Origin of the sequence: Limosilactobacillus mucosae (genome assembly GCF_046939755.1) — a bacterium.
In the GTDB taxonomy this organism is placed as follows: Bacteria; Bacillota; Bacilli; order Lactobacillales; family Lactobacillaceae; genus Limosilactobacillus; species Limosilactobacillus mucosae_A.
Genome location: NZ_JBKZAY010000012.1, coordinates 34,803 through 60,082, shown reverse-complemented (window position 1 = coordinate 60,082; position 25,280 = coordinate 34,803). Strand labels below are relative to the sequence as shown.

Below are 25,280 nucleotides of genomic sequence, written 5' to 3'. Positions count from 1 at the left end.
TACCCATACAACGACCTGAACGTTGCGCGTCTGCCAGTTCCGCCACTGGGGCATCTCAAATTTAATTGACTATTTGTTGCCTAAGACAACGATACTAACTATACCGTTAATATTAAAATATTGCAAGCGAATTTACCAAAAAAAATCAACTTTTTTGATTCAGCAGCTGCACCATCGTTCCATAACCGGTTAAAACTAGAAATTTAGGCGCGACTTGGACGTTGGCGACATTGGTGGTAAAACGAACCCCGACGATGCCATCAGCACCTTTTTCGTTGGCTTTTTGTTTTAATTTTTCCTCAACGGCAGGAAAAAGCTGATCAAAAGCCTCGAATTCATCGATGGCCTCGCTGGGCAGCATTAAATGGCTGGTAGCATTGACGATACCCAGTGATTTATGAGGAGTAGGCAGATTTTCAGTCATTAAAAACATGAACGTCACTTCCTTTTTGGATTTGTTAATATTTATTTTAGCATATCGATTTTGCATCGGGCATGGGTGCGGTATGATGGTGGTATTGAATTTTGAAACCAGGTAAGGAGAGGGTTATCATCGGGCACATCAGGATCAATAATATGAAGTTTCATACCTATAACGGCGTATTTGCCGAAGAAAAGAAACTCGGACAAAATCTGGAGATTGACATCGACATGCAGTATCCAATTGAAGAACGGGTTCAGCATGATGATTTGACCGAAACCGTCAGTTATGCGGATGTCTATGATACCATTAAAAACTTTGTTACGACGCATTCCTTTGATTTGATCGAAAGCGTGGCTAATCAGCTTTTAAAAAGAATTTTAGCGGACTACCCAAGTCTGCAGCAGGTTACTTTAAGGATTCGCAAATACAGCGTGCCGATTGATGGCGTTTTTGACAACGTAGAGATTGAAGTAGTAGGGGGCAATAATGACTAAGCGGGCCTATCTAAGCATCGGCACCAACCTGGGCGACCGTTTTGATAATCTGACGCGTGCCCTGGACCTGTTGATGCGCAATCCAGCCAATCAAAACTTGAAGGCCTCGCCAATCTATGAAACCGAACCAGTTGGCGGCGTCAAGCAGGATGATTTTTTAAATATAGCCGTGGCCTTGGAGACAAAGCTAACACCGCCTGAACTGCTTCATTGGCTGCATATCATTGAAAAGTCGCTGCATCGACGGCGGCTGATTCACTGGGGACCACGGACGATCGATCTGGATATCGTCCTTTATGAAGATGAAAAATGGCAGACGGCTTCCTTAACGATTCCGCATCCTGAAATGGGCAATCGCCGGTTCGTTCTGCAGCCGCTGTTGGACGTTATGGATGATGATCCGGTACATCAGGCGCGGATCAAGCAGCTGCTGCAAAACACCACGGATCATAACTGGATTCGTCCAGTAGAATAGGGGAAATTATGGATCAAGAAAAAATCAAACACGCGGTCAGCGAGCTTTTAGAGGCATTTGGCGAGAATCCTCAGCGTGAAGGACTTAAAGAGACGCCGCAGCGGGTTGCCAAGATGTATGCTGAAATCTTTGCATCTTTGAACCACCAGCCAGAAGACTTTAGCAACTATAAGACTTTTCATGTCGATGATCAGCCAGAAATGGTATTGATCCAACAGATTCCGTTTTATTCAATGTGTGAGCATCATCTGCTGCCGTTTTTTGGCTATGCCAGCGTGGCGTATGTCCCAAGAGACGGCAAAGTGATTGGTTTGAGCAAGATTCCGCGGCTGGTTGATTTTGTCGCTAAAAAGCCTGGCATGCAGGAGCGCTTGACAACTGAGCTGGTCAACGAGCTGCAGCGGATCTTAAACCCGAAAGGCATTGCGATCAAAGTCGCGGCTCGGCACATGTGTATGGAGATGCGGGGAATCAACAAAGCTGGTCAGTTTACCTATACTTCTAGATTTACCGGTGAATTTAAAGATGATCTGACGCTGCGCAAGGAATTTTTAATGCAGACTAAGGATCTGGTCAAATGAACTATGAAGAAATTATTGCCAGCCTCAATCCGCAGATGCGTGGCGGTGACAGCGATCGGGTAGGCATTCTTAAGCGGGTGTTGGCAAAACTGAATCATCCCGAGCACCAGTATCGAATCATTCATATTGCTGGGACCAATGGCAAGGGCTCGACGGGCAGTCTGATCGCTAATTTTTTACGCGCCGCGAATTTTAGAGTCGGTCATTTCAGCAGTCCAGCAATGGTTGATCAGCGCGAGCAGATTCAAGTCAATGGTCAAATGATTAAACGGACGGTGTTTGCTGCCATTTATGAAAAAATTAAACGGCAGTTGCCGCCTGACTTATCAACAGCAGATCTAACGGTTTTTGAATGGTGGACGCTGGTCATGCTGCAGTATTTTGCCGATCAAAAAGTTGATTGGGCGGTCATCGAGTGTGGTTTGGGTGGCCAAAATGACGCCACTAATGCCATTGATGATCCTGAATTGGCAATCATCACCCACATTGCTCTTGACCATACGCGAATTCTGGGACCAACCATCAAAGACATCGCACGGGCCAAAGCTGGAATCATCAAGTCAGGCAGTCGCGCGGTTATCTTAGCGCCGCATCAGGAATTGGCTGCTTTCCAAGAGATTCAAAAAAAAGCGCAAGAATGCCAAGTGCCGTTTTTGGATAGTGAAAAGCAGGCTGCAGTCAAAGTACTGGATCAAAGTTGGTCGAAAACGCGGCTGCAGATCAAGACGACAACGATTGATTTAACAAGCGATTTTAGGCTCTTGGGTGCTTTTCAGCTGGATAATCTCAAAACCGCGTTGACGGCTGTCGATTGGCTGAATCAGGCTGGGACAGAAATCACAGCGGAACAAATCAAAACGGTTCTGGCACAGATTACGATTCCTGGGCGCTTGCAGCAGATTGGCATGCATCCAGAATGCTTTTTGGATGGCGCGCATAATCCTGACGCGGCATCGCAGTTGACGCAAACGCTCAATCAATTGGGATGTCCCAAAAAACTGGTGTTGGTACTGGGCTTTTTAAAGGATAAAAACGTTGCTCAAATGGCTCAACAATACGCGAAGCTGAATGCCCAGATTATTTTGGCGACGCCAGATCAGCCAAACCGCGCGCTACCAGCTGAGAAACTGCAGCAGTATCTGCCGAATGCCCTGGTGATTGCTGATGCCTGGACTGCCTATCAAAAAGCAGTTGCGTTGGCAGGCGCGGACGGGATGGTGCTGGTAACGGGATCGTTTTATCTGATCAAAGAAATCGAGGCGAGAATTTAAGATGACGACAAAGCGTTTTATAATTGCAACTCATAATCCAGCCAAGCAACGCGAAATCAGTCAAATTCTGGAATTTTATGGCGCGCAGGGAATTGCCTATGATCAACTGACGGCGCGGCAAGAATTTCCAGCAGAAGGCAAGCGCAGCTACGAGGAAAACGCCGCTAAAAAAGCCCAGTTCGTCAGTCGGCTGCTGCCTGATCAAAACGTGATTGCTGACGACTCTGGACTTGAATTGAAAGCTTTTCCGCAAAAATTTGGGATTGAGACCGCGCGTCAGCTCACCCCGCGTTTTGCGACCAAAAGCGATATGAATGATGGTATCATTCAATTGGTTGCTGGTCATGATCGGCATTTTGTCATGAAAACCGTAATTGCGTTGGCAAGAAACGGTCAGGTCATTCAAATTGCTCATGGCGAGTTGAGTGGAACGATTGCTGCGGCTCAGCATGGTGATGAGGGTTCAGGATTTGACCGGATTCTGATTCCGGCTGGCCTTGATCACACGCTGGCCCAGATGGATTTCGCCAGTTGGGTGGCCTATTGTCATCGCAGCCGTGCCGTTAAAAATCTCTTAGATCTAATGGAGGAAACATCAAAATGAAAATTGTTGAAAATACAAACATTGCTAACCTGTCTCCGCTGGCCTCAGCAATTTATGACAAGCTGGCGCATAATCAGCAGATGCTGTTTTTAACCTGGGAATGTCAAGACGATGAACTGACGAATCAAGTTGCCCATTTTTTGAATCATTTTGATGCTGCCATCGCGCATTTGAAAGGTAAGGTTGAGTTTATGCTGCCGCTGACGGCCTTTCATTTGATGGCCCATCGCGCAACCAGTAAGTGGCCGAATGATGAGGAGCTGTGTCGTTCGTTGGCTAAGATTGCGGCCCAACATACCGTATATTGGCGCGCAGGCCGTTTTAACTTTAACGTTTCAGCTAAGCCAATCATTTATGGCATTATGAATATTACGCCTGACTCATTTTATGATGGCGGACGCTATAACACTCCGGAAGCCATGCGTGAACATATTCAGCAAATGGTTGCGGCAGGCGCTGATGTAATTGAGGTCAATGGTCAAACTACTAAGCCGGGGGGATACAAGGAAGTTTCTCCTGAAGAAGAATTGGCGCGGATCGTTCCTGGAATCAAAATGCTGCAAGAAGAATTTCCGAATGTTGCGATTGCCGTTGATACCTACAAGCTACCGGTGATGGAAAAAGTTTTGGCAATGGGTGTTGACATTATCAATGACGTACGAGCCTTCGATGATCAACGCAAACTGCAGCTGTTGAAAAACAGTCGGGCTGGCCTGGTAACGATGCACAGCAGCCGGGACCGCGAATATGGCAATCTGACTGTTGAAATGAAGCACTTCTTTGAACATAACCTGGCCAAGATCTCAGAAGCCGGCATTAATTTGGATCGTGTAATCATCGATGAAGGGATTGGTTATTCTAAAGTTGCGGATGGTGAGCAGGACTATGCGATGATGCGCAATATTGATGAATTCCGCTACCTTAACCGGCCAATCATGGTTGCCATCTCACGCAAGGGCTTTGGTAAGAAACTGTTTGATCTGCCAAAAGATGATCGGCTTCCGGTTACCCTGATCGCGGAAACCTACATGTATCTGCATGGTGGCCGCGTTCTGCGGGTCCACGATATTGAAGAAACGCGTCAGCTGGTAAAAATGATTGATACGATTACAGCTGGATATTGGGAACGCGGCTGATTGGCAGCATTAGCACAGATTAAGATCGACCGTATCATTTAGGCCCTTCTTGTAATATCGTACGTATTAATCCTGATTAATTAGCTTTGATTACCAAATATTGATAATGACATTGATGATTAAGATCAGGTAGGTAGCCCCAAATAGCCAGGGACTGCCAAAGGTTTCACGTTTTTGACGAAAGGCGGCCTCAATTGCAAGCAGCGCGACCAACAGCCAGATGATGCGGCCGACAAACAGCAGCGGATGCAGACTGAAAAACATTAGCGTTGTTGCCAGAGCCGTAATGGCCGCAACGATCAATGCCAAGCGCGTGAGGACGAACCAGTCACTGACGCGCTTTTCCATTTTGGCATGTAGTCCCATAAAAACAGTGATAAAAAGAGCAATTGCACAGATGGCATCGATTAAAGTTAGGGTTTTGATCATTTGAAAGGCCTCTCTTCTAAAGTTTTAGCTGTTTAAATTTTATCATTTTTTACCTGATAAAACCGGGTTTGATACGTGATGCTTGAATTTTGCCGCAAAAAGAGTAAACTATCATGTATTGCTATCAATCGGGAAAATTGACGAGGTGAGTTGCATGCTTTACAAGATTGGCGATATTGTCAAAGGTAAGAAGTTTGGCCCCATGGATCATGACTTTTCCGGAGAAGTCGAAAAAGTATATGAAAACTCGATTATGATTGCCATTCAAGACTACGATCCGTCTGACCAGAGCGGTGTCAACGAATTGAACGGTCGCGCAATCATTCGCAAAGATGAGGCCAAGATGTTAAAGGCAGTTCCGCGTACGGCAGAAGACAAAGAAGCCGAAGTGGAAGCGGAAAAAGAAGAAGCTGAAAAAGAGGCTAAAAAGACGACTGGCAAAAAGGCAACGCGGGCCCGGCGCTCTTCAAAGGTACGCATTGAAAAACCAGCCGACAAGAATTAGTTTAAAAAATCAAAATTACTTGATGACATTTTTAAATTAATGAGGTATACTTGCTAAGTAAGTTATTTTTACTTAGCTTTTGCGGGTATAGTTCAGTGGTAAAACCCAACCTTCCCAAGGTTGTGTCGCGAGTTCGATTCTCGTTACCCGCTTAGTTGAAAGGATGAGCAGTCTGCTCATCCTTTTTTATTTACCTTATAAATTTTAATTGGCGGTTCGTCGATTATTATTGGAATATCTTATCTAAATCTACAATGGTAGTGTCTCAACATTAGGAAAGTCGATCAGTATCGTCTTATCTAAAACGATGGAGTATCAGCAGCAGATTAATTGATCGGTTTCCAAAACTGCCGTAATGGCGATTGTCATGCAAAAAATCTTGTATAAAACATCTGACGAATATTTCATTACCTACTTTTTTCGAAAAAGCTATGCATAGTAGGTAAAAATCAGTGCATATCGAGTTAGGGTATCCTAACATTACCTACTATTGATCAAAAATCCCCCAATAGTAGGTAATTCACAAAGTCGGTCTGGTTCAATCAGCTCTAAAATATGCATCTTTACCTACTATTTCGGAAAAAGATACCGAAAGTAGGTAAAGCTAAGCTGAGCGAATATACAGTTACCTACTTTCTGCCAGAAATCAAAAAATAGTAGGTAATCTCTAGGCCAGTAGCCTATTAAGTCCTCATTTTCTTCACAAAGGTAGTTCGCTGATGATCATAAAAGCAGCTAGCGAGTGAATTTATGGTGACAGCCCCATCCATCAATGGGAAAAGCTTGATGAGAACCGCAGCTGCCCATCAACAAGTTGATTGCAGACAAGATTAGTCAACCACATCTGTCCAGAGATTTTGAAATAATGTTGGACACCGGAGCGTTTTCTTTCTGTATTATAATTAAGACGCAGGGGGGAGGAAAATGCTTTTTGAACAGATTGCCCGTAATCGGCGCCATACAGTTTGGCTATTAATTTTTATGAGCGTCATTGTCATTGGCGTCGGGCTGGTATTTGCCTGGGCATTTGGTACTGATTGGATGTGGATTTTCTGGCTGGTTGGCTTTGGTTATCTGATTTGGTTTTACTGGCATTCGGCGACGGTTTTGATGAAAATCAATGGCGGTCGGCAGGTCGATGAAAAGTCTGCCCCACGTCTTTATGAATTGGTATCGGAACTTTGCTTGGCCAGTGGATTGCCCATGCCAAAAATCTACATTTTGCCGATTGACTGTCCCAATGCGTTTGCAACCGGCTGTGATCCAGAACATGCCAGTCTGGCGGTTACTCAGGGACTGTTGGATCTGATGAACGATGAAGAGCTGCGCGGTGTCTTGGGCCATGAGCTGGCGCATATCAAAAACTACGATATCCGCGTTACGACGATTGCCATGTCATTATTGGAGCTGGTTAGATATTCAGGCTGGGGTCTATTAATTGCCGGAATTGGCCTGATGAGCGTTAAAACCAGGGCTGGGATCATCAAGCTGATCTTTTTGATGCTCGGGGCCAGTCTGGCAGTGGTTGGCGGCATAATTGCCATTGTCGGGATTCCATTGGCCAAGATTGCGTTTTTTGCTATCTCCAGAGAGCGTGAATATCTGGCCGATGCGGGCTCGGTTGAAATGACCCGTGATCCCAGCGGCTTGATCAGTGCGTTGGAGAAATTGAAATCTGATGAGCGCCAGATGCCGGTTGACGATGCAGCTACCAATGCCATCTGCTTTAATGCCAGACCTGGTAATTGGCTGATGAAACTGTTTGATACGCACCCGCCATTAGAAAAGCGAATTGAGCGGTTGAAAGAATCGGCGTCTTAAAAATACAGAATTAGAAAAACGATCGCACGACTGAAAAATCTATTATCGTAACAAACATGTAACTTGCCTTTTTTAGTTGAACTGGTATAATCTGAAATTGTATAAAAAGCTGAAGAATATTAGAGAGGTAGCCGCTGGCAAGCGAGCCTGCGTTGCTGGAAGGCAGGTGCAGCTGGTCTCTTGAACGCGCTTTGGTAAGACATTTAAATATCATTTGAGTGGAATGTTGCACATTCAACTAGAGTGGTACCGCGGGAAATTTCTCGTCTCTAATGGACTTTGGGGTTCGTTGGAGGCGTTTTTTATTTAGGAGGTAAAACATGGACGAAAAAACACAGGTTGCTACGGCGCTGCAGACTGCATTGCCAGATATGAGCATTGAAGACATCAAAAATAAGTTAGAACGGCCAAAGACCAGCAAGAACGGGGACTACGCTTTCCCAACCTTCTTTTTGGCTAAGGAGCTGCATAAGGCACCACAAATGATTGCTGGTGAACTGATTGAAAAGATCGACCAAACTGGTTTTGAAAAGGTCGTTGCGGCCGGTCCATACATCAACTTCTTCTTGGACAAGGCCAATGTCGGGGCTGGCATCTTAAAGGAAATCTTGGCCGACCCAGAACATTACGGTGACTTGGATCTTGGTCACCAAGCCAATGTTACGATCGACATGTCCTCACCAAACATCGCCAAGCCAATGAGTATGGGGCACCTGCGTTCAACCGTTATTGGTAACGCAATTGCCAACATCATGAAGAAGGCCAACTACAACCCGATCAAGATTGACCACCTTGGCGACTGGGGCACCCAATTTGGTAAGCTGATGGCCGCCTACGAAATGTGGGGCGATGAAGAAGCTGTCAAGGCTGACCCAATCAACACACTGCAAAAATACTACGTTAAGATCAACACGGAAGCCGATGAACACCCAGAATATGCTGAAGCTGGTCGTGAATGGTTCCGGAAGCTGGAAGACGGTGATGAAGAAGCCGTTCATCTGTGGAAGTGGTTCCGGGCTGAATCCTTGAAGCGGTTCATGAAGGTCTACGATATGTTAGACGTTCAATTTGACTCCTACAATGGTGAAGCCTTCTACAACGACAAGATGGATGAAATCCTGCAGCTGCTCAACGACAAGCACCTGCTGCAAAAGAGTCGTGGGGCTGGTATTGTTGATCTTTCCAAGTACGACTTGAATCCAGCTATGGTTCAAAAGTCAGACGGCTCCACGCTGTACATGACGCGGGACCTGGCAACGGCGCTGTTTAGAAAGCGGATGTACGGCTTTGAACAGTCACTGTATGTTGTTGGTGCCGAACAAAGCTACTACTTCCAACAATTAAAGGCCACGCTGGCTACGATGGGCTTTACCTGGTCTAAGCAGATTCACCACATTCCATTTGGTCTGATGACGCTGAACGGCAAGAAGATGTCAACGCGGAAAGGTAACGTCGTTCAACTGGAAGAAGTGCTGGACGAATCCATCAAACTGGCTCGTCAACAAATTGCTGAAAAGAACCCTGACCTGGCCAATGCTGATCAAGTTGCACAAGAAGTCGGCGTTGGTGCGATCGTCTTCCATGATTTGAAGAACGAACGGACCAACTCCATCAACTTCAAGCTGGAAGACGCCGTTAAGTTTGAAGGTGAAACCGGTCCTTACGTTCAATACGCTCATGCTCGGGCTGAGAGTCTGCTGCGCAAGGCGGGCAATCCAGATCTTGCAGGTGCCGACTTGAAGCTTAATGACGAAGAATCATGGAACATCATCAAGCTCTTGGGTCAATACCAAGAAACGATCAAGCGCGCCGCCATCAAGTATGACCCATCATTGATCGGTAAGTACGCTTTGTCATTGGCTAAGGCCTTTAACCAATACTACGCTCACACGCGGATCCTGGTTGATGATGACCAAAAGCTGGCGCGGCTGGCCCTGGTTCAAGCCGTCAGTGATGTTTTGAAGTCAGCTCTGGCACTGCTGGGTGTTAAGGCTCCAGACGAAATGTAGTTAATGTCTTAATGGCTGATAGCTGCCGTAAATCTTTGACAATCAAGAATGCTCCTTGCTTCAATGACTGAAGTGAGGAGCTTTTTGATTGATAAAAAAGTTGCTTAAAAAGATGAGTCTTAGGCATGATTGTTTGCGTTTTGGATAAGTTTTAATGGACTGCCTTGGCGACTGATACCAAAAAGGACTGTTTGTGATAAAATTACGGGGTGAATTTCAAACATGAGGAAAATTTAAATGAAACAACCAATATCTGATTGGAAAATACGTTTTAAAGCTTGGCTAGGCAAAAACTGGCAGACGTTTTGGACGCATTTTAAATATTTCTGGCATCGTTTTCAGCTGACGCGCTGGATTATCGTTGTCTTAATGTCGCTGTTTTTGATGATCAGCATCTATCTGACGTTTGTTGCCAAAACAGCCAACGTCAAGGATCTGGAGCGCCGCCTGGAACAGCCGACTATGATTTACGACAGCAAGGGTAAGTCGGCCGGCAGCCTTTATTCGCAAAAGGGAACCTACGTCAAATTAAGCAGGATTTCTTCAAACGTACCGGATGCAGTGCTTTCAACTGAGGATCGCCGCTTTTATCAAGAGCACGGCTTCTCGGTTCGCGGCTTGGGACGGGCGGCACTGCTGCTGGTCAAAAACAAGCTGTTGGGCCGCGACTATATTTCAGGCGGGGGTTCGACTTTAACACAGCAATTGGTCAAGAATGCCTTTTTGAGCCAAGAACAGACTTTTTCTCGGAAAGCTAAAGAGATCTTTATTGCAATTGAAGTTGAGAATCAATACTCCAAAAAACAGATTCTTACCATGTATCTTAATAATGCCTACTTTGGCAATGGCGTCTGGGGCGTGCAGGATGCGGCCAAGCGCTATTTTAACGAAGACGCCAGCGAATTAACGGTTCCACAGGCGGCCACGCTAGCGGGGATGCTGACCTCACCAGGAATTTATGATCCCGTCAAGCATCCTACTGCTACCAAGAATCGCCGCAATGTGGTCCTGCAGTTGATGGTCGAAAATAAGAAACTGACCCAGTCGCAGGCTGATGCCTATAAAAAGACGCCGCTGACGATTACTAATGGCTATACCAGTCCTGACACCTATAAGTATCCATACTACTTTGATGCCGTAATCAGCGAGGCCGTCAATACTTATCATCTGTCAGAAAAAGACATTATGAACAACGGCTATAAGATCTACACGACGCTGGACCAAAATCAGCAAAAAGCCATGCAGGATACCTATGATGACGACAGCAACTTCCCAGACAGCTCCACCGGCTCAACGATGGTTCAATCAGCCTCGCTTGCCATGGATCCTAAGACTGGTGGCGTAACGGCGGTTGTCGGTGGCCGTGGCAAACACGTCTTTAGAGGCTATAACCGTGCTACTCAGATGCGGCGGCAGCCAGGATCAACCATTAAGCCGATCGTTGTTTACACACCGGCACTGGAAAAAGGATATTTCTATGACTCAACGCTGCAAGACAAGAAGACGTCTTATGGCAGCAATCACTACACGCCGAAAAACTATGACAATACGTACAGCGGCAGCGTGCCAATGTATAAGGCGTTGTATGAGAGTCTTAATGCGCCAGCGGTCTGGCTTTTGAACAAGATTGGCGTCAATGCCGGCTACCAGATGGCTGAGAAATTTGGTCTTCCAGTTGAAAAGAGCGACAAGAACCTGGCTCTGGCGCTGGGCGGGATGTCAAACGGCGTGTCGCCTCAGCAGATGGCTCGTGCCTACTCGGTTTTTGCCAATGGCGGTAAACTGCCAACTGCCCACTACATCGTCAAGATTGAGGATGCAAACGGCAAGGTGATCAAGCGTTATCGGGCCAAGCCAGCTAAGCAGATTATCTCTAAAAAAATCAGCAACGAGATGACCAGCATGCTTTTGGGCGTGTTCAAGCATGGAACCGGGGTATCGGCAAAACCAGACGGCTATGAGCTGGCCGGCAAGACGGGGACAACTGATTCGGGAATTGGCGATGGCGATCGTGATAAATGGATCGTGGGCTATACGCCAGACATTGTCGTTGCGACCTGGGAAGGTTATGACAGTACGACCGAGTCTCAGCAGCTGGCTGACGTTACCAGCAAAAACATCAGCGTGCTCTACAAGGCTGAAATGAGTGCTATTCTGCCTGAAACAGCTGGGACACAGTTTACAGTCAAGGATGCTCAGGCTAAGGCTACGGCTAAGCAAGGTAAGACCGGCAGCAGTTGGTGGAGCAGTTTTGCCAACGATTTAAATAACAGCGGCAGCACGCTCAAGCAAAAGGCCAGTGATTGGTGGAGCTCTTTGCAGTCAATGTTTCAGTAGCTTTGCCTTAAATGAGGCATAATGTTACAATCTAAAAAGCAATGAATTATAGGAGGTATGCCGATTATGGTTGTCAACATCTACGACACGGCAAACGAAATGGAGCGCCAAATGCGGGAAACGCAGGAATTCCAAGCATTGAAGGAAGCTTTTGCAGAACTTAAGAAGGATGAGGATGCATTTGGTACTTTCCAAAAATTCCAAGAAAAGCAAATGCAGGCTCAACAAAAGCAAATGCAAGGTGCGCAGCTGACGGAAGAAGAAATCAAGGAAGTTCAAGACCTGGCTAAAGAAGTTGGTCAAAAAGACGCCATTAAAAATCTGATGGTTAAGGAACGCCAGCTTGATGACATGATTCAACAGATCAGCAAGACGATTACGGCACCAATTGCGGAACTGTATCGTGAAGCGATGCCAGAACAAAACGGCGGCGCGGAAAAATAATTTTTAAAACGGAATCGTAGTTTGCGGTTCCGTTTTTTAAAGGCGGTGAAAAAATGGCCAAATTGATTGCACAATACCAAGATGGCGAGGAAATGCAGCTTTTCGCCTTGATTAAAGAAGCAGCAGCCAAGACTACCAGTGCCGGCAAACCTTATCTGGCATTGACTTTGGCTGATGTTTCCGGCGAGATTGGCGGAATGCGCTGGGATGCGATGCCAAATGAAATTACCGAACTGCAGGCTGGCAAAGTCGTCAATGTCAAAGGTCAGCGTGAAACGTATCGCGACCGGCCTCAGATTAAGATTGAAACAATTCGTTTGGCCGGTGACAATGAGCTGCATGATCCGCTATTGTTCGTTCCGCGAGCTCCAGAAACAACGGCCCAGTTAAAAGCAGGATTTCGCGAGTTTTTTGATCTAATCGATGAACCAATTTGGAAAAAGATTGCCGGGCATCTGTTTAGTAAGCACGGCGACAAATTATTCTCCTACCCAGCGGCTAAAAGCAACCACCATGCCTTTGTAGGCGGCTTGGCCTTTCACACACTGTCGATTCTGCGGCTGGCACGCTCGGTTGCTGATCAGTATCCGGGAATCAATGCCGCCTTGCTTTATGCTGGTGCAATGCTGCATGATTTGGGTAAGACTATTGAGCTGAGTGGGCCAATTGCGACTCAATATACCGTGATGGGAAATCTGATTGGACATATCTCGCTTTTGGATGGTGAGATCGTACAGGCTTGTGATGAGCTGGACCTTGATCCTGAGGCGCCCAAGGTAATTTTGCTGCGGCATATGATTCTTTCCCACCATGGCCTGTTGGAATATGGCTCGCCGGCGCGGCCCCAGCTTTTGGAAGCCGAGATTCTGCATCATCTAGATGAGCTGGATGCCTCGATCATGATGATTCAGACGGCTTTGAAGCAAACCGCGCCTGGTGAGTATACCGACCGCTTGTTCAGCCTGGATAATCGCCGTTTTTATCGACCGACCAATGAAGAAACTTTGAAGAAAAGCTAAACATTGTCTAAGCCGGGTTTAATCTGGGAGTGGTTGTGTTATATTAGACTGGTAAATTTATCACGAGTAAATTCTTAATAAACTAAAGGATGTGTAATTTAGTGAACGCAAAGAAAAAAGCTTTGGCAATTTTAGCCGGAATTTCTTTAATGCTGCCATTAGCTGCCTGTGGCAATAAGGCTGTTGCAACGACTAGCGGTGGCAAGATTACCGAAAGCGAATACTACAGCAGCATGAAGCAGACATCTGCTGGTAAGCAGGTCCTGCAGCAGATGATCTTGGATAAGGTGCTGGAAAAGCAGTATGGCTCCCAAGTCTCCAATAGCAAGGTCAACAGCGAATACAACACCTACAAGAAGCAGTATGGTTCATCATTCTCAACGGTTCTGCAGCAAAATGGCTTGACTACCAAGACGCTTAAGCAGCAGATTCGCTCCAACCTGCTTTTGCAAGCGGCCGTTCGCCATTACTCCAACTTCTCCAACAAGGCTTTGAACAAGCAATGGAAGAAGTACCAGCCAAAGGTTCAGACGGCTGAGATCCTGGTGGGCTCAAAGTCTGATGCTCAGGCAATTATTGATGAGCTGAACAATACTTCTGGCGATAAGTACAAAGCATTTAAGAAACTGGCCAAGGAAAAGTCAACAGATACTTCAAACAAGAGTAACGGTGGTAAGGTAGCAGCCTTTGACAACACTGACACCTCGCTTGACTCAGCTTACAAGAAGGCCGCCTTTAAGCTTAAGACTGGCGAATACACGACGACGCCGGTCAAAACCGACAGCGGCTACCAGGTCATCTACATGATCAAGCACCCAGCCAAGGGTAAGAAGAGCAACCACATCGCTCAATTGAAGCAGCAGATCGTCGAAGAAAACATGAACGATTCAACCTTCCTGCAAAACGTTGTCTCCAAGGTTCTGAAGAAGGGTAATGTTTCAATCAAGGACAGCGACTTAAAGAACATCTTGGATGAATACCTGACGACCAGCTCTAGTTCAACCAGCTCGACTTCCAGTTCAAGCAAGAGTTCGAGCTCGGCTTCCAGCTCTAGTGCTGATTCAGCTTCCAGTTCCAACTAATCAAAAGAGGTTGGGAAGAAACTATATTTTCAGATGAATTTTAGAAAATAGTAATATGAAAAATCGCTAGAAATCAACGTTTTCAGTAACGTGGTTTCTAGCGATTTTTAAGTTTTGAGACTTTTTTCCCAGCCTCTTTTTGCAGCGTTAGCGCGATAAAAAAGGGACTCCTTGTCAAATGACTAGGGGCCCCATTTTGTTATGCTTGATATTTAGACAATAGTTTTTGAATCTTGGTCAGTCGCGGTTCATTTTTAAACTGCCAAAGATCAATGGCGTGCTGAGCAGCGCGGGTAAACTCGCTGACGCCATCCATTGCCTGGTTCAGTTTCATCACGCTCTGATTCAGTTTGCCCAGCTGCGTCTGTAAATTCTTAGCGGCGTTTAAAGTATCGCGACCAGCGTTTTTGAAGTCGTCGAACATGGCTAATCACCGAATTGATCGATAATTGATTGTTGAACAGCTTGATACTTCTGCTCATCATATTGGCTTGAGTTGTCTGAAAATGTAATTCCAAAATTATCTTTGTCGCTGTAGCGCGGAATCAGATGAATGTGGGAATGGAAAACGGACTGGTAGGCGACGGCGCCATTGTTGTTTAAAATATTCATGCCCTTGATGTCAGGATTGGAATCGCGAATGGCCCGGGCAATCTTTGGCAGTCGACTGAACACGGCTGCTGCTAGTTCAGAGTCATATTCAAAGATGTCTTGAACGTGCTTTTTTGGTACGACCAGCGTGTGGCCGGGCGTGTTTTGCGAAATGTCTAAAAAGGCTTTGACGACATCATCTTCGTAGACTGTGTAGCTAGGAATCTCACCATTGATAATCTTGCAAAAAATACAATCTTCCATTCTGAGAATACCTCTTTTCAATTTTTTTTAAGTATAAACGAATTTTCCAAAAACTGCACCCTTAGTTAGTTATAATCAGTATGGTATAATTACTCGGTTAGGCAAGCAAGAAAGACAAAGAAGGGATGACAATGGCGCTGGAAGTTGAACATTTAACGGGTGGCTATTCGCAGCTGCCGGTTTTAAAAGACGTTTCTTTTAACGTGCAGCCAGGCGAACTGGTTGGCTTGATTGGTTTAAATGGGGCCGGCAAGTCAACGACGATCAATCATGTTATCGGCTTATTGCGGCCGTTTTCTGGGTCAATTGCCTTAAATGGTCAAAAGCTGCAGGAAAATGCCGCAGCCTATAAGCGTCAGATCGCCTATGTGCCGGAAACGCCAATCCTGTATGATGAACTGACGCTAAAAGAGCATTTGGAACTGACGATGCTGGCATATGGTCTGGATCAAGATCAGGCCTGGCAAAAAGCCCATCAACTGCTGAAAACTTTTCGCTTGGACAATAAGCTGGACTGGTTTCCCGCCAATTTTTCCAAGGGGATGAAGCAAAAAGTGATGATCGTCAGTGCCTTTATGACGGATGCCAAGCTGTTCATTGTCGATGAGCCGTTTTATGGTCTGGATCCACTGGCAGTTCATGATTTGTTGAACCTGATTGAAGAAAAAAAGGCCCAGGGAGCAGGTATCTTGATGTCGACGCACGTTTTGGACACGGCTCAGCGCTACTGTGATCGTTTTATTCTGCTGGCACATGGTCAGGTAAAGGCGCATGGTACGCTAAAGGAGCTGCAGCAAAAAGCCGCTGGGGCCGGAGAAACGCTGGATGATATCTATCTGCGCTTGGCAAGGGATGAGAGCGATGAATAGTCTTTTTAAAAAACGGCGGCAAGCTCATCTGCTACGGCTGATGAAGTATTGGCGGCTGGTATTTAACGATCAATTCACGATCGCGCTGTTCTTTATGATTGGCGCACTGGCCTATACCTATGCACAATGGCTCAAGACGCTCAACGCTAGCGCATGGTGGATTCGCTGGCTTTTGATCTTGTGGTTCGTCTTGGTAATGCAGGTCGGTCGCTTTGCTACTTTGCTGAAACCAGCCGATCCCGTATTTTTGCTGCCTCAGTCTGATGGCATCAAGAAATATCTCAACCAGGCTTTTTCATACAGTTTAGTACTGGGCGAATTGATGTCGCTGGGACTTTTGATTATCGCGCTGCCCTTAGCCATGGTTGAGATCAAGCTGACCACGCCAGATGTTTTGGAATTGCTCTTGGCAGGTTTTGTTGCCAAGCTTTCCTGGATGGAACTGGCCAAAGCTCAACTAAGTCTGCAATGGTCGCGGTATGCCAAGCAATTGCGATTGGGACAATGGATCGCGCCGCTTTTGGCTGGTTTGATCTGCTGGCTGATTGCGCCGGTCTGGGGCTGCGTGGGCGCGGTGCTGATCTACCTGGTCATTAAGATTGGGTTGAAAAGGCAGGATTTGGACTGGCGAGCGGCCGTTGATGCCGAACAGAAGCGAATGTATGACATCTATCGTTTCTTTAATCTGTTTACCGACGTGCCCAGCGTTAGAGGCGGAATCAAGCGTCGCGCCTGGGCTAATGGGTTGATTCATTGGCTGACGATTCCTGATCATGCCTGGTCTTATCTATATGCACGCGGGTTTTTGCGGGATACGGAAACTAGCGGCCTGGTAGGCAGATTGACGATCGTGGGGATGCTGATCGTATTTTTCGTGCCATTGAGTTGGCTGCGCTGCTTACTGGCACTGCTGTTTATTTATTTGATTGCCGTACAGCTGATGCCATTTGCACAGCATTATCAAAACAATGTCTTTACCCATCTCTACCCGATTGAGCAAGCCACTCAGCTGACTGATTTCCAGGCGCTTTTAAAAAAGGTCGTGATCAGCTTGAGTCTGTTGCTGATCCTGGCCAGTCTTGGCACTGAATTTGACTGGATGAGTCTATTGAGCTGTCTGATTTTAGGCAGTCTGGAACTGTACTGGCTGATTAATTTTTATTTCAAAAAGAAAATGCAAAAGTGAGGATAACCAATGCGAGTAAAACACAAAAAATGGGCCGAACCACTGATTGAGGCCCATCCTGAAAAAATCACCACTGATCCGGCTCAGTTTAAGGGCAAGTGGCAGAGCCGTTTTGCCAAAGAACAGCCAATCTGGCTTGAAGTCGGTATGGGCAAGGGGCAGTTTGCAATTGGCATGGCCAAGGCGCATCCAGAAGTCAATTTTATCGGTCTAGATGTGGTTTCCACCGTGGCGGGGATTGCCTTGAAAAAGTCGCTGGAAGATGAAGAACTGCCGAACCTGCAGTTTATCTGTGCCAATGGAGCGGGCTTGGACGAGTTCTTTGCGGATGGCGAGATCGATCGACTGTTTTTGAATTTTTCTGATCCATGGCCGAAATCACGACATGCCAAGCGTCGGCTGACTTACAAGACTTTTTTGGCAAATTATGAAAAAGTTTTGGTGCCTAAGGGAACGATCGAGTTAAAAACTGACAACATGGGCTTTTTTGAATTCTCACTGATCAGTATGAACAATTATGGCATGCAGTATGACGGTGTTTGGCTGGATCTGCATCACAGCGATGAAAACGAAAATAATGTTGAAACGGAATATGAACAAAAATTTGCGGCAAAAGGACAGCCAATCTATAAACTAAAGGCTCATTTTGCTTAAGATTGGGCGGCACAATCTGACAGTGACAATGAATCACTGCCAGATTTTTTTAGTGGCTTGGTCATGGGAGAATTACCCACGGCCAAGCTTTTTTTGTTTGCTATTGATAAAATCGTTCACGCAGCCTCCGAAAATAATTTCTTAAAAAGTATGGAATTTATTTCAAAACGTGGTATAGTAAAAGCGTTCACTAATGAAAGGGGTTACAAAAATGAAACTTACAACAGCACAACTAGCCAAATACATGGATCACACGATGCTCAAGCCAGACGCTACGCAAGCAATGATTGACCAATGCATTAACGAAGCCATCAAATACAACACTGCTTCAGTCTGCATCAATCCTTACTGGGTTAAGTATACTGCCGATCGCTTGAAGGAAACAGATGTCAACACCTGCACGGTCATTGGCTTTCCTCTGGGGGCTTCTACGACTAAGGTCAAGGTTGCTGAAGCAGTTGATGCTATCGAAAACGGTGCTGATGAAATTGACATGGTCATCAACATTGGCGAATTGAAATCTGGTCACCAAGAAATCGTTGAGCAGGACATTCGCGAGGTTGCCCAAGCTGTCCACGCTCACCACAAGCTTTTGAAGGTAATTATTGAAACCTGTCTGTTGACTGATGAGGAAAAAACGATTGCCTCTAAGCTGACGGTGGCTGGTGGTGCTGATTTTGTTAAGACTTCAACCGGCTTTTCAACTGGCGGTGCCAAAGCTGAAGATGTGGCATTGATGCGCAAGGCAGTTGGTCCAGACTTTAAGATCAAGGCTTCGGGTGGTATTCACCATTTAGATGAAGCCTATGCAATGATCGAAGCAGGAGCAAACCGCTTGGGAGTTTCCGCTTCGGTCCAAATTCTAGAAGAAGCTGCTCGGCAATAAAATTGGTTTGAAACGTCTTTTAAGATCGATTCAGGGGAGGAAAGATTATGACGTATCAACGAGTATTTGGAATTGTTTTGGATTCTGTAGGGATTGGCGAGGCACCTGATGCATTGAAGTTTGGTGATGATGGTGCCGATACCTTAGGCCACATTGGCAAATGGTATCAAGGTAAGCTGGCATTGCCTAACTTAGCCAAACTGGGACTGAGCAACATTCGCTCGGCCGATCCGATTCAAGGCGTGCCGACAGCTGATCCAGCAATGGGTTGCTTTGGCAAGATGGCTGAGATTTCGGCCGGTAAGGACAGTATGGATGGTCACTGGGAAATGATGGAGCTGCCGGTTAAAAAGCCGTTGTCAACGTTCCCAAACGGTTTTCCCGACAGCATCATTCAAAAACTGGAAGCCTTTTCTGGTCGTAAGGTGATTGTCAACAAGCCATATTCAGGGACGGAGGTTATCCATGACTATGGCGAGCAGCAGATGAAGACCGGTGACTTGATTGTCTATACTTCAGGGGATTCGGTTCTTCAGATTGCGGCGCATGAAGACGTGATTCCGGTTGAAGAACTCTACCGCATCTGTCGCTATGCGCGGACGCTGGTTAATGGTCCTGAATATACGGTTGGCCGGATCATTGCGCGACCATACGTTGGCCCAGACAAGGATCATTTTGTCAGAACGGCTAACCGCCACGACTTCAGCCTAGAGCCAACTGGTGAAACTGATCTGGATCATTTAAAGGCAGCTGGCTTGGACGTTATTGGAATCGGTAAGATCAATGACATTTTCTCTGGTCATGGTATTACGGAAGGCTATCACAATGAAAGCAATATGGATGGCATGGACCATGTTGACCATGTAATGAAAGAAGATTTTCATGGCTTCTGTTTTGTTAATTTAGTCGACTTTGATGCCATGTATGGGCACCGTCGCAATCCAGAAGGCTTTGGCAAGGCTTTGATGGACTTTGACAAGCGGCTGGGGACGGTGCTTGAAAACATGCGGGAAGACGATCTGCTTTTGATCACGGCTGACCATGGCAATGATCCTTGTTTCCGCGGTACGGACCATACCAGAGAAGTGACGCCGCTGCTAGCTTACTCGCCGTCAATGAAACATCCTGGTCAGTCGTTGGGAACGCGTGGGACGTTTGCTGATTTGGGGGCAACGATCATGGAAAACTTTGGTGTTGCCGGCAATCAAGTTGGCACGAGTTTTTTGGCGGCAATTGAAAACTAGTTAATTAAAAGGGGGATTCATCATGCGAATGATGGATGTAATTGACCAAAAACGTAATGGTGGCGTCTTAAGCGATGAGCAGCTGCAATTCTTTGTTGATGGCGTGGTCGATGGCTCATTGCCTGACTATCAAATCAGCGCGCTTTTGATGGCGATCTATTTTCAGGGGATGACGGATCGTGAACAGACGCAGCTGACAATGAAAATGATGCATTCTGGTGAGCGGCTTGATTTGTCTAAGATTCCTGGGATTAAAGTTGACAAGCATTCAACTGGCGGTGTGGGCGACAAAACCAGTCTGCCACTAGCTGCGATGGTCGCCGCACTGGGAATTCCGGTACCAATGATCTCAGGTCGCGGACTTGGCCATACAGGTGGAACATTAGACAAACTGGAGGCGATTCCAGGTTTTCAAGTTGAATTGAGCGAGCAGGACTTTATCAAGCAGGTTGCTGAAGAAAAATTGGCAATCGTTGGGGCAACGCGTGACGTCGCGCCGGCTGATAAAAAAATCTATGCCCTGCGTGATGTTACCGATACGGTTGATTCCATTCCGTTGATTGCCAGTTCGATTATGAGCAAAAAGCTGGCTTCCGGAACCGATGCTTTGGTAATTGACGTTAAGACCGGTGCTGGGGCCTTTATGAAGACTGAGGACGCGGCTGAGAAACTGGCTAAGGCATTGGTAGCAATCGGCAAGCAGGCTGGCTTAAAGTGTGAAGCCGTGATCTCGGATATGAATCAGCCTTTAGGATCCAAAATCGGTAATACCCTGGAAATTGAGGAAACTTTGGATCTGTTAAAAGGCAAAGGACCAAAAGACTTGTTAGAGCTGGTATTAGAACTGGGCAGCCGCATGGTCGTGATGGGACAGCAGGCTGCTAGTCTGGCAGAAGCCCGCGCCAAACTGGAACAAACGATTGCTGATGGTTCGGCATTGGCTCGCTTTAAGGCAATGATCAAAGCTCAGCATGGCGATCCCAACGTGGTTGACGACTACTCGCTGATGCCGCATGCCAAGTATCAAATTGAATATCCTGCCCAAAAAGACGGCGTAATTGCCAAGCTGACCGCTGATGAGATTGGAATGGCCAGCATGCTGATGGGCGGTGGTCGGCAAAAAGCCGATGATCAGCTGGACTATGCGGTTGGCATCGAGCTGCATAAAAAGATTGGCGATTCGGTTCAAAAAGGCGAATCGATTATGACAATCTGGAGCAACCGTGAAGACATTGATGACGTCAAAGAACTGCTGGATCAAGCCGTTGCGATTAAAGAGTCAGCTCAGCAGCCAACTTTGATTCACGAGACGATCGAATAGGAATTATTTATAAAATACGAGGAGGAATTCCAATGAGTACGCCACATATTGAAGCACAAAATGGTGATTATGCTGAAACGGTTCTGCTGCCAGGGGATCCGCTGCGGGCTAAATATATTGCCGAAAATTTTCTGACCAACGTTAAACAGGTCAACAGCGTGCGCAACGCGTTTGGCTACACAGGCGAATACAAGGGCCATCGCATCTCGGTTCAAGGATCGGGGATGGGAATTCCTTCCATGTCGATCTATATCAATGAACTGGTACGTTTTTATGGCGTTAAGACGATTATTCGGGTCGGATCCTGTGGTGGGATGGCTCCCGGCGTCAAGCTGCGTGATGTCTGTTTAGCCGCGGGATCTTCAACTGATTCGGCAGTCGTTGCCAACTCGTTTGCAGCTGGCGTTCACTTTGCCCCGTTAGCTGATTTTAAGCTGCTTGACACGGCTTATCACGTGGCTAAGAACATGGGGATTGAGCCTAAGGTTGGCGATATCTTTGCTGCCGACCGCTTCTATAATGATGACATTGATATGAAAAAACTGGCTGATTATGGTGTGATCGGTACGGAAATGGAATCGGCGGGACTCTATCTGTTGGCAGCCAAACTGCATTTTAGAGCGCTCTCGGTTTTGACGGTCAGTGATCTGCTGTTTGGCAGTCAAGAAAAAACAACGGCCGCTGAACGTGAAAAGACCTTTAACGACATGATCAAAATCAGTCTGGAAACGGCGATTGCCCAAGCTGATTGATATATGATCGATTACTAAAAAAGACGGTCCGTTACTGACGGGCCGTCTTTTCTTTAGTAGAATTGATGTAAACAGCACAAAATCAGAAAGTGGATGGGAATAATGATTGATGAAACTGATAAGCGGGCTTTAAGCGTTAAAGTCGCGCAGCTCTATTATCAAAATGACTGGCGGCAGAGTAGGATCGCAGCCGAGTTGAATCTTTCACGGCCCACGGTATCAAGATTGCTGCAATACGCACGGGAAAGCGGGATTGTCCAGATTAAGATCAGCAATCCGCTGGTTTCGACTCAGCAGCTGGCTGTGGAGCTAAAGGACTATTATCACTTAGACCAGGTCATTGTTGTACCTTCAGAGATGACAGCCAGTGGTGAGCTGTTGGAACTGGTTGGTGCAGCCGCTGCTGAATATATCGAAACAATCGTTAAGGATGATGACACAATTGGACTGGCCTGGGGAAAAACGATCCATGCCATTGCCCAGCATCTATCGCCTGAAGACGTGCATGGAGTTACGGTGGTTCAGCTAAAAGGCAGTGTTGCCAATACCAAGCAGAAAAACTATGCATTTGAAAGCGTCAATGCTTTTGCCAGTGCTTTTCATACGCTGCCACAGTATCTGCCGCTGCCGGTTATTTTTGATCACCAAGAAACCAAAGCGTTGGTTGAGCAGGATACGCATATCAAATACATCATGGATCTTGGTCGGCAAGCTGATATCGCGGTTTTTACGGTTGGGACGGTGCGTGATTCGGCGCTGCTATTTCATTTAGGGTACTTCAATCAGGCTGAGCAGGAATATCTGCAGCAGCATGCGGTTGGTGACGTTTTTTCGCGCTTTATCGATCAAAACGGCAGCATTGTGGCACCACAGATCGATCAGCGTACGATCGGCATTGATCTCGAACATCTGAAAAAAATTCCGCAGCGTGTTTTGGTAATTGCCAATCCTGCTAAGACGCAGGCCGCCGCGGGAGCACTGACAGCTGGCTATGCCAACGTTTTGGTAATTGATCAGGGCAGTGCTGCTGGCTTAGTTAAAAAACTGCATGAAAAAGGTGTTAAATGATGCTGGAACGTTTTTTGGAAGATGATGTGGCGGTGAGCGTTCATCTGCTGACCTTGCTGTTTGATCGTTCCGGACTAACGCTGCATCGTCTGGCAGAATTGACCAGAATTCCTGAGGCTCGGCTTAGAAAAGAACTGAATGCTTTAAATCGAGAACTGCAGCCTAAAGCATGCATTCAGATCAGTGATGCGATTGTCTCGCTTTCTTTAACCAGTCCAGGCCAGCTGTTTGAGTTAAAAAAACAGCTCTATCAAAAGTCTGAGGTGCTGCAGGTGATGGCCTACCTGCTTAACCATCGGGGATGCTCGGTGACAGCATTTTGCCAAGAGCATTATTTTTCTGAGCCGACTTTTTATCGACTGCAGCGGCAATGCAAGGATTTTTTGCAAACGGTTGGTTTGACGATTCGGCGCGGTCAGATCTGCGGTCAAGAATATCGCAAGCGCTACTTGATCGCGGTATTAAGCTGTCATTATGGCATTGACTGCGTTGATTTTGGGCCAGCTAGTCAGCAGATTGTAAAAAAATTCGTCATTGCTGCCAATCCCGGCGTAACCCCTTTGCTGGACAAGATGCCACAAGCATTTGCCATGTTTGATCATCTAATCGCTTTGACCTGGCTGCGGCATGACCAGTCTTTGGAATTGCCAACTGATAATTTCTGGCAAGCGGTCTGTCAAGAAAAGACGCATCAGCAGTTGGAGCACATGGTTGATGAACATCTGCAGCCACAATTGTCATTTGAACTGACGCCGCTTGATCATGACTATTTATACCTGGTCTATCTGACGGTTGCCAACGAGCTGTTTCGCGATGATGCCTGGAGTCTGCAGCGAGCAACGTTTTGTGAGATCCTGCAGCAGCTTCCTGAGATTCGGCAACTGACGGATGCTTTTGCCACACTATGGGGAGAGCAGCTGATCAAAACGACAGCCTTTAAAGAGACGGTTAATGCATTCGGTCTGCACTTTATGGGCGGTCTGCAGAATCTGGTAATTGAACGCCAGTTTGACTATCAGACGGAAAACAAGTCGCAACGGTTAACTGATCAGTTGGTGAAAATGATCGTCATGAAGTGGTGCCGTCAAAATCATTGGTCAGATCTGGTTGATGATAATCAGATCAAGTATTTTGCGCGACAATTGCTGCCATTGATTGAAGAACAGCTCCCTGCCACGCCACTGTATATTTTTACCAAGTCGCGAGCTGACTATGAAGTAGTGGCTCAAATGGTGCGCCAAGAGTTTGGCAATCGCCTCCAGATCAGCAGCTGCAGCTATTTTAGTGCCGAGCAGCTTAAGCAGATCAATCAAGTACCACAGAGCCTGATCTTGGCTGATCATGAATTTTGGGAGCTTTTGGCTGATACCAATTCGAACAACCAGCGTTTCTTAATTTCCCTGAACAATCCCTTTTTAGGAGTCGAACGCTTGCGGACCAGTCTGTATCGCCTGCGCACGACTGCCTATGCAGAAAACATTATGGAGAAACTATCAATTTTGCACGCTCAAGAGGGTTAGATTTTGATAGGAGCAAAACTTTTTTAACCGCTATACTTTAATTGTCATTCAGGGGGGAACCCAATGATGACTGCTGATTATGTCCAGGTACATTAGAAGAGCAAAGATAAATAGTTGATAATTTGTCAGATCAAGTATGCTGTATCACGAAAAATCGCTTAGTGCACGATGTTTTCGGCGGGACCCCATTCAACCGCTGATGCAGATGCTGACTCCGTTAATAGAAATAAACGCGTTAAATAATGTTAAGCTTCAATACGACAAATCATTGTTTGGTCAAGATAGTGTGCAACT

The 25,280-nt window shown here is 46.4% G+C and carries 26 protein-coding genes and 1 tRNA gene; 23 read left to right on the top strand and 4 right to left on the bottom strand.

Annotated elements, in window-relative coordinates; genetic code table 11:
- Positions 1 to 145: 145 nt before the first annotated feature.
- Entirely contained in the window at positions 146 to 433 is a 288-nt protein-coding gene (locus ACLUWI_RS05660) for a heavy metal-binding domain-containing protein (RefSeq protein WP_412146524.1), read from the bottom strand.
- Positions 434 to 552: 119 nt separating this feature from the next.
- Between ACLUWI_RS05660 and folB the strand changes: the two genes are divergently transcribed.
- Genes folB through folP form a run of 6 tightly spaced genes read left to right on the top strand, consistent with a single transcriptional unit; the run spans position 553 to position 4,985 of the window.
- Complete coding sequence (gene folB / locus ACLUWI_RS05655; protein WP_412146529.1) at positions 553 to 918, top strand: dihydroneopterin aldolase; 366 nt, start codon at positions 553 to 555, stop codon at positions 916 to 918.
- Positions 911 to 1,393, top strand: a complete 483-nt coding sequence (gene folK / locus ACLUWI_RS05650; RefSeq protein ID WP_412146523.1) for a 2-amino-4-hydroxy-6-hydroxymethyldihydropteridine diphosphokinase — start codon at positions 911 to 913, stop codon at positions 1,391 to 1,393. Before folB ends, folK begins: the two co-directional genes overlap by 8 nt.
- A gap of 8 nt (positions 1,394 to 1,401) precedes the next feature.
- Positions 1,402 to 1,974, top strand: a complete 573-nt coding sequence (gene folE / locus ACLUWI_RS05645; protein ID WP_412146522.1) for a GTP cyclohydrolase I FolE — start codon at positions 1,402 to 1,404, stop codon at positions 1,972 to 1,974.
- On the top strand, positions 1,971 to 3,245 hold the full coding sequence (locus ACLUWI_RS05640; RefSeq protein ID WP_412146521.1) for a bifunctional folylpolyglutamate synthase/dihydrofolate synthase: 1,275 nt from the start codon (positions 1,971 to 1,973) through the stop codon (positions 3,243 to 3,245). The genes folE and ACLUWI_RS05640 overlap by 4 nt, the downstream gene beginning before the upstream one ends.
- A 1-nt stretch (position 3,246) precedes the next feature.
- Positions 3,247 to 3,849, top strand: a complete 603-nt coding sequence (locus tag ACLUWI_RS05635; RefSeq protein WP_412146520.1) for a non-canonical purine NTP pyrophosphatase — start codon at positions 3,247 to 3,249, stop codon at positions 3,847 to 3,849.
- Complete coding sequence (gene folP / locus ACLUWI_RS05630) at positions 3,846 to 4,985, top strand: dihydropteroate synthase (protein ID WP_412146519.1); 1,140 nt, start codon at positions 3,846 to 3,848, stop codon at positions 4,983 to 4,985. The genes ACLUWI_RS05635 and folP overlap by 4 nt, the downstream gene beginning before the upstream one ends.
- Positions 4,986 to 5,075: 90 nt before the next feature.
- Here folP and ACLUWI_RS05625 read toward each other — a convergent pair whose 3' ends face one another.
- On the bottom strand, positions 5,076 to 5,414 hold the full coding sequence (locus ACLUWI_RS05625) for a hypothetical protein (protein ID WP_412146518.1): 339 nt from the start codon (positions 5,412 to 5,414) through the stop codon (positions 5,076 to 5,078).
- 154 nt (positions 5,415 to 5,568) lie between these two features.
- Between ACLUWI_RS05625 and ACLUWI_RS05620 the strand changes: the two genes are divergently transcribed.
- The 8 genes from ACLUWI_RS05620 to ACLUWI_RS05585 all read left to right on the top strand — a co-directional run bounded on the left by ACLUWI_RS05620 (position 5,569) and on the right by ACLUWI_RS05585 (position 14,631).
- Positions 5,569 to 5,919, top strand: coding sequence for a hypothetical protein (locus tag ACLUWI_RS05620; protein WP_048345298.1), 351 nt, complete (start codon positions 5,569 to 5,571; stop codon positions 5,917 to 5,919).
- A gap of 81 nt (positions 5,920 to 6,000) precedes the next feature.
- Positions 6,001 to 6,071 (top strand) — tRNA-Gly (locus ACLUWI_RS05615).
- Positions 6,072 to 6,843: 772 nt separating this feature from the next.
- The gene (locus ACLUWI_RS05610; RefSeq protein WP_412146517.1) at positions 6,844 to 7,740 is read left to right on the top strand and encodes a M48 family metallopeptidase; all 897 of its coding nucleotides are present in this window, start codon (positions 6,844 to 6,846) and stop codon (positions 7,738 to 7,740) included.
- A 320-nt stretch (positions 7,741 to 8,060) separates the two neighbouring features.
- On the top strand, positions 8,061 to 9,749 hold the full coding sequence (gene argS, locus ACLUWI_RS05605) for an arginine--tRNA ligase (RefSeq protein ID WP_412146516.1): 1,689 nt from the start codon (positions 8,061 to 8,063) through the stop codon (positions 9,747 to 9,749).
- Between the two features lie 237 nt (positions 9,750 to 9,986).
- Positions 9,987 to 12,086: a PBP1A family penicillin-binding protein gene (locus ACLUWI_RS05600; RefSeq protein ID WP_412146515.1), complete on the top strand. Its 2,100-nt coding sequence runs from the start codon at positions 9,987 to 9,989 to the stop codon at positions 12,084 to 12,086.
- A gap of 66 nt (positions 12,087 to 12,152) precedes the next feature.
- Entirely contained in the window at positions 12,153 to 12,530 is a 378-nt protein-coding gene (locus tag ACLUWI_RS05595; protein WP_412146514.1) for a YlbF family regulator, read from the top strand.
- 53 nt (positions 12,531 to 12,583) lie between these two features.
- Positions 12,584 to 13,549 carry a 3'-5' exoribonuclease YhaM family protein gene (locus ACLUWI_RS05590; RefSeq protein WP_412146513.1) on the top strand — a complete coding sequence of 322 codons (966 nt, stop codon included), beginning with the start codon at positions 12,584 to 12,586 and terminating at the stop codon, positions 13,547 to 13,549.
- A gap of 101 nt (positions 13,550 to 13,650) precedes the next feature.
- A complete protein-coding gene (locus tag ACLUWI_RS05585; protein WP_412146512.1) occupies positions 13,651 to 14,631 on the top strand; it encodes a peptidylprolyl isomerase in 981 nt (326 codons plus the stop codon).
- 199 nt (positions 14,632 to 14,830) lie between these two features.
- Here the strand turns inward: ACLUWI_RS05585 and ACLUWI_RS05580 are convergent, their stop codons facing one another.
- A complete protein-coding gene (locus ACLUWI_RS05580; RefSeq protein ID WP_412146511.1) occupies positions 14,831 to 15,055 on the bottom strand; it encodes a hypothetical protein in 225 nt (74 codons plus the stop codon).
- A gap of 2 nt (positions 15,056 to 15,057) precedes the next feature.
- The gene (locus ACLUWI_RS05575) at positions 15,058 to 15,486 is read right to left on the bottom strand and encodes an HIT family protein (RefSeq protein WP_412146510.1); all 429 of its coding nucleotides are present in this window, start codon (positions 15,484 to 15,486) and stop codon (positions 15,058 to 15,060) included.
- Positions 15,487 to 15,617: 131 nt separating this feature from the next.
- Between ACLUWI_RS05575 and ACLUWI_RS05570 the strand changes: the two genes are divergently transcribed.
- The 9 genes from ACLUWI_RS05570 (at position 15,618) to ACLUWI_RS05530 (ending at position 24,986) form a co-directional block, all read left to right on the top strand.
- On the top strand, positions 15,618 to 16,355 hold the full coding sequence (locus tag ACLUWI_RS05570; protein ID WP_412146509.1) for an ABC transporter ATP-binding protein: 738 nt from the start codon (positions 15,618 to 15,620) through the stop codon (positions 16,353 to 16,355).
- Positions 16,348 to 17,541, top strand: a complete 1,194-nt coding sequence (locus ACLUWI_RS05565) for an ABC transporter permease (RefSeq protein ID WP_412146508.1) — start codon at positions 16,348 to 16,350, stop codon at positions 17,539 to 17,541. The genes ACLUWI_RS05570 and ACLUWI_RS05565 overlap by 8 nt, the downstream gene beginning before the upstream one ends.
- A 9-nt stretch (positions 17,542 to 17,550) precedes the next feature.
- Positions 17,551 to 18,195: a tRNA (guanosine(46)-N7)-methyltransferase TrmB gene (trmB, locus tag ACLUWI_RS05560; protein WP_412146507.1), complete on the top strand. Its 645-nt coding sequence runs from the start codon at positions 17,551 to 17,553 to the stop codon at positions 18,193 to 18,195.
- Positions 18,196 to 18,406: 211 nt separating this feature from the next.
- Entirely contained in the window at positions 18,407 to 19,081 is a 675-nt protein-coding gene (gene deoC / locus ACLUWI_RS05555) for a deoxyribose-phosphate aldolase (protein WP_412146506.1), read from the top strand.
- A gap of 47 nt (positions 19,082 to 19,128) precedes the next feature.
- Complete coding sequence (locus ACLUWI_RS05550; protein WP_412146505.1) at positions 19,129 to 20,325, top strand: phosphopentomutase; 1,197 nt, start codon at positions 19,129 to 19,131, stop codon at positions 20,323 to 20,325.
- A 22-nt stretch (positions 20,326 to 20,347) separates the two neighbouring features.
- Positions 20,348 to 21,646: a pyrimidine-nucleoside phosphorylase gene (locus ACLUWI_RS05545; protein ID WP_412146504.1), complete on the top strand. Its 1,299-nt coding sequence runs from the start codon at positions 20,348 to 20,350 to the stop codon at positions 21,644 to 21,646.
- 32 nt (positions 21,647 to 21,678) lie between these two features.
- Positions 21,679 to 22,398, top strand: a complete 720-nt coding sequence (gene deoD, locus ACLUWI_RS05540) for a purine-nucleoside phosphorylase (protein ID WP_412146503.1) — start codon at positions 21,679 to 21,681, stop codon at positions 22,396 to 22,398.
- Between the two features lie 102 nt (positions 22,399 to 22,500).
- Positions 22,501 to 23,466: a sugar-binding transcriptional regulator gene (locus tag ACLUWI_RS05535; RefSeq protein WP_412146502.1), complete on the top strand. Its 966-nt coding sequence runs from the start codon at positions 22,501 to 22,503 to the stop codon at positions 23,464 to 23,466.
- On the top strand, positions 23,463 to 24,986 hold the full coding sequence (locus tag ACLUWI_RS05530) for a helix-turn-helix domain-containing protein (RefSeq protein WP_412146501.1): 1,524 nt from the start codon (positions 23,463 to 23,465) through the stop codon (positions 24,984 to 24,986). The genes ACLUWI_RS05535 and ACLUWI_RS05530 overlap by 4 nt, the downstream gene beginning before the upstream one ends.
- Positions 24,987 to 25,280 lie beyond the last annotated feature (294 nt).